This window comes from Sphaerochaeta sp. (assembly GCF_050256055.1).
In the GTDB taxonomy this organism is placed as follows: domain Bacteria; phylum Spirochaetota; class Spirochaetia; order Sphaerochaetales; family Sphaerochaetaceae; genus Sphaerochaeta.
On sequence record NZ_JBFWIJ010000052.1, the window covers coordinates 1 to 5,096 of the forward strand.

At 51.6% G+C, this 5,096-nt stretch carries 4 protein-coding genes; all 4 read left to right on the forward strand.

The annotated features are described in order from the left end of the window. The first annotated feature begins 12 nt into the window (after window positions 1-12). Complete coding sequence (locus AB7C91_RS13470) at window positions 13-612, forward strand: hypothetical protein (protein ID WP_332445846.1); 600 nt, start codon at window positions 13-15, stop codon at window positions 610-612. A 138-nt stretch (window positions 613-750) separates the two neighbouring features. After that, window positions 751-2,076, forward strand: a complete 1,326-nt coding sequence (locus AB7C91_RS13475) for an APC family permease (RefSeq protein WP_332445847.1) — start codon at window positions 751-753, stop codon at window positions 2,074-2,076. Beyond that, window positions 2,073-2,804 (forward strand): riboflavin kinase, encoded by a 732-nt coding sequence (locus AB7C91_RS13480; RefSeq protein ID WP_428592303.1) that lies wholly within the window; start codon window positions 2,073-2,075, stop codon window positions 2,802-2,804. Before AB7C91_RS13475 ends, AB7C91_RS13480 begins: the two co-directional genes overlap by 4 nt. Before the next feature lie 57 nt (window positions 2,805-2,861). Continuing rightward, complete coding sequence (gene gnpA, locus AB7C91_RS13485; protein ID WP_428592306.1) at window positions 2,862-5,018, forward strand: 1,3-beta-galactosyl-N-acetylhexosamine phosphorylase; 2,157 nt, start codon at window positions 2,862-2,864, stop codon at window positions 5,016-5,018. Window positions 5,019-5,096 lie beyond the last annotated feature (78 nt).

Consider the following 5,096-nt stretch of genomic DNA (forward strand, 5'->3'; position numbering starts at 1 on the left):
AAGAGGTGAATCATGGGTCGATGTGCAGAATGTAATGAGATGGCAAATCATTTCCTCTATTTGGAAGATGGAACCTACACAGAGCTTTGTATGGAGTGTTTCAATGCCTGGTATTGCAAGCGGATGGGGCTCGATTATGCTTTTTATGCCCATCCCAAGACCATTACCGTTGAAGGCAGCAAATTCTCCCTGATGGTCGAGGTTCAGGTATCTGGCGTCACGTACTATGCATATCAGGGACGGAGAGACGCCCAGTTGTCCTTTAGTGTCGTGTTGCCGTTTTCCATTGACGGCAAGACCGCCATGCAAATTCTGAAGGATAAGATAGCTGTCCAGAACCGGGAACCCTCACGGTATGATGATGCGTTACAGGAAAGCGGAACCATCGGCATCATGTATGACGATGGTCCTCTGGATGCTGCACAGTTTATCATTGATGGCAAGAACTATGACGAACAAGCCTTTCTTGCCCTGCTCAGGGAGAAACGCGGATCGAATCTGGTATTCCGTTTCGAGCCTCGGGTTCCCCATCCTGATTCCACCTGGTCCACGTATGCAGAACATTTGCCGACACAACCGATGATACGGTATGACGCTCGGTATGATATATAGGAGTATGGATATGGATGTGTGTACTGTCCGCGGTGGCAGTATGTCCTCCTCTGATTTTGGACACTTTTCGTTCAGTGTATCGTCACTTTCTTGAACACCATAGACAGGAACGGTATGATTGGCCTGTTGGAGAACGAAATGCAAAAAAAATTAGGAACGTTCGATAGTGTTCATTTGTTGGTGGGAGGGATGATCGGCAGTGCCATTTTCTCCCTTTCCGGACTGACAATATACTTGGCTGGACCTGCGTCCATTCTCTCCTGGATCCTGGGAGCCTTGATTCTGTTTGCCTACGGGCTGCAGACTGCGGAATTGGCTTCCCGGTATCCCCACAGCGGTGGGGTATTCACCTTCCCTGCGCTTCTTTTGGGCAAAACCCGAGAACAGGGCAAGCTCTGGGGCTGGATTTCAGCCTGGGCGTATTTGTTCGGATGCATAGCCGGAGCAGCGTTTTCGGCCATTTACATCGGCATTTATTTGTCGGTGGCCTTTCCCTTCTTCTCTACCTTGCAAGTTCCCCTGGCTTTGATCGCCGTATTGTTCAGCGGGATACTCAACGGTCTGCGCTTCCGGATTACCGGAAGAACCACCACCTTTCTCACCCTGTTCCTTGCAGGCACGCTTATTGTGTATGCGGCGGCGGTATTTACCGGTGGCTCGTGGAACCCTGCGTTGTTCAAACCATTCTTCAGTCAAGGAAGTGGTGGTGCCACCGGTTTCTTCGATGCACTTCCCCTTGCCATGGTAGCCTACGGGGCCATCGTCGCCCTTTCTTTCTTGGTAGGAGAGGTGGAGAATCCGAACAAGACCATTCCCAAGGCGATGGCTATCGCCATGGCCGTCGTTTTGGTCTTGTACCTCTTCGTTTTGGTCGCCACCCTCGGCTTGGTCTCTTCCGGGTATTTGGAGGCGAATGCAGGAATGCGGTACATTCCCTTGTATGCAGCAGCTTCCTTTGTTCCCTCACTTTCCTTCCTTACCCCGTTGATTTCCATTTCCGCAGTGCTTGCCTTGCTGACCACCATGATCGTAACCATGGCGCTTGCAGCGAGAACCTTGCAGGCCAGTAGTGAAAACGGGGTGCTTGCCCCGTTTCTGGCCAAGGAAAATGCGAAAAGCGGAGCAGCCATTCCCGCCACCATCGTCATTACGCTGGTCACCGGATTCTTCTCTGCAATCCCTCAGCTTACCAATTTGTTGATCAACCTCGGGGCGTTGTGCAATGTCATTGTGGTTGCGATCGTCTGTCTGACCGTCCTCGCTGAGCGCAAGCAGCATCCTACTTTGGAACAGGGGTACTTCCGTGCACCAGGAGGAAAGGCTTTGCCCCTCATTACCCTGGTGGTATTGGTAGCAACCTACATCCCCGGTGTTTTGCAGGGTGGTTGGCAGCTCTGGGCGGCCACAGCCTTGTATTATGTGATCGGGATGGTGTTGTATGTGCTTCGGAGGAAGGCTGCATGACCGTTTCCTACGGCGTATTCGACGGCGTTCATCTGGGTCATCAGGCGTTGTTGGCCAATCATCCGGACAAGCTCTATCTTCTGGGTTTGCCCAAAGCTGAGGTTCTTACCACAGCGGAGGAACGCCGAATCCTGCTCGCCCGCTCTGCTTCTGCAGATACTCTGATAGTTGAGAGTGCATCCGCTCCTTCTTACAAAGAGGCGATGCTGATGCTCGACAGTGGTCATCCTGATCATGCTTCGGCTACCCGCTTGATCGAACCGATCACCTATGAGGGAAGCCGAATCACCAGCGAGCGGATTCGACAAGCGTTGCGGGAAGGTCGGACGGAGCAGGCAGAAGCCATGCTCGGCTATCCGTATACCCTCAGTGGGGAAGTCGTCTATGGCCGACAACTGGGAAGGACGGTGGGGATGCCCACCGTCAATCTGAGTGTGGATCCAAGCAAATTGCTTCCCAAGCACGGGGTGTATGGTACCATCACCATTGTCGATGGCCAGCGGTTCCTCGGGGTTACCAGCATCGGTCCTCGTCCTACCGTTGACGATTCAAGTCGTGTGACCATCGAGACCTTCCTGTTGCACTTCAGCCGTGACCTCTACGGGCAGCACATCAGTCTGGAATTGAAGACGTTCATCCGTCCGATCACCAAGTTCGAGAACCTGGAAGCTGTGCGCAGGAAGGTGGATGAGGATGTGCTGTATGTGATGGAGAAAGGCTTGCTCTGAGTGTTCTTCTGGACGTCTGCCTGTTTGCGTGCTACCGTCTAGGAAGTGAGGACTTTCATGGACGGTGGAGAAGACGCGATGCATGGCGACTTTACCATGCCGGGGGAAGCGGGATATGAGAATCTGACGGTGCGTCTGGCCAAACGGTGGGGCGCCGATGGTATTCGCGATTGTGAAGGTACCCAACTTTCCGATGAATTGATGCGATCGGGGAAGGTCGTGTATTCCACGTTGTGCATCATCCGTGAGCATACTTCGTTTGCCAAGGAACATCCGTTCTACCAACAACAGATTTTTCTGGAAAGTGAGCGATTGCTTGCCACCGACCCGAGTCTTCGGATTCCGTTGCTTGCTTTATATTTTTCAAAACAGTTTTCTATCAATGAGGAATCAGTCGCTTATTGGCAGGTTTTTGACCGGACAACAGGGGAATTGGTGGTCCCTTCGAGCTGGAAGTATGAAAGCGAAACGAAAAGCGTTGTCGTAGAAAATACACGCCAATGGCACCAGTACAGTGTGAACTTCCTTGCCTACCGGATCTGGGAAGAGATCAACCTGTACAACCATGTAACGAACCACTGGGATACCGAGCCTTTGCGGCAGCTCGACCCAAGATATCCTGATGTCCAGGAGTATTTGGTGGCCTGGCTGAGGCGTTGGTGCGAAGCACATCTTCAGACGGATGTGGTGCGGTTCACTTCCTTGTTCTACAATTTTGTATGGATCTGGGGTAGTGATGAGCGAAATCCGTTTGTGTTTACAGATTGGGCTTCCTACGACTCTACGGTAAGTCCGTTGGCTCTGGAGCAGTTTGCCCAGGAGTATGGGTATACGCTCTGGGGTGAGGATTTTATCAACCAAGGGTACCGCAATCCCAACCATATTGTCTGGAACCAAAAGATGGTCGACTATCTGTGGTTTACCAACCGGTTTGTCTGCAGCTTTGCCAAGGTGTTGGTGGATACCGTTCACGAATATGGGAAGAAAGCCTTTGTATTCTATGATGACAGCTGGGTGGGGATGGAACCGCAGTCCCCTGCTTTCCAATCCATAGGCTTCGATGGAATCATCAAATGTGTGTTCTCAGGCTTTGAGGCCAGGCTCTGCAGTGCAGTTCCCGGCAACCTTGTGCATGAATTGCGTCTCCATCCCTATCTTTTCCCGGTGGGATTGGGGGGAGGCCCTACCTTCAAGGAAGGGGGGGACCCCGCCCTTGATGCCCGTCGTTATTGGGTGCAGATACGTCGTGCATTGCTCCGATCTCCGGTCGATCGCATCGGATTGGGTGGATATCTTCATCTAACCCAGGATTTCCCGGAATTTGTCGATACCATTGCTGATATTGCCGACCAATTCAGAAAGATCAAGCAATTGCATAGGAACGGCAGCGTCTATACCGCCCCCATCACTATTGGAATTCTTACGAGTTGGGGAAAGCTCAGGTCCTGGACCTGTGGCGGTCATTACCACGAGCACCCGGATCTGGATCTGGTCAATATTCTGGAAAGTCTGGCAGGCCTTCCGTATACGGTGGTATTTCTGGATTTTGATGAGGTAAAGCCGCAGAATCTTGCAAATCTGGATGTGTTGATCAATGCAGGATTTGCCGCCAGCAGCTGGAGTGGGGGAGCCCATTGGAAGGACGATACCGTCGTTGAACTACTTACCCGATGGGTGCATGAGGGCGGTGTCTTCTTGGGAGTGAATGAACCTTCTGTAGTGGACGGATACGCCGACACCATGCGAATGGCTCCGGTGTTGGGTGTTGATGTTGACGATGGCAGGAGACTGTGCCACGGGCTGTGGCGGGTTGAGGAAGTACCATCCGTCCAATTCCGTGCATTTCATATCAATAAAAAAGACGGGGTGCATCTCCTTGACGGGGAGGCCAAGGTGCTTCAGGCCCAGGATGGGTTCCCTGTCGTGACCGAACATGCTGTGGGGAAAGGTAAAGGTCTCTATCTAAGTGGGTATCGATACAGCGCGCAGAATACGAGTGCCTTGCGGGCACTGATCGAGCATGCGACCGGGAAAAAAGCGCTCTTTGCAACTGACAACCCTTGGGTTGATAGTGCGTATTTTCCTGCACTGAAGACACTGGTATTGGTCAATGGGAGTGCAGAAACACAGCAAGTAATTGTACAAACTGATGGAAGAAGTGTGGTAAGGAAGGTGGAGGGATTTGGTATACATTTTATATCAAATGTCTTGTAATTGAGAAGTATTATGATGCAAATAAGGAATTGTATTTATTTTCCACATGTTTATAATTCATGTCTTTCAGCCTATCGA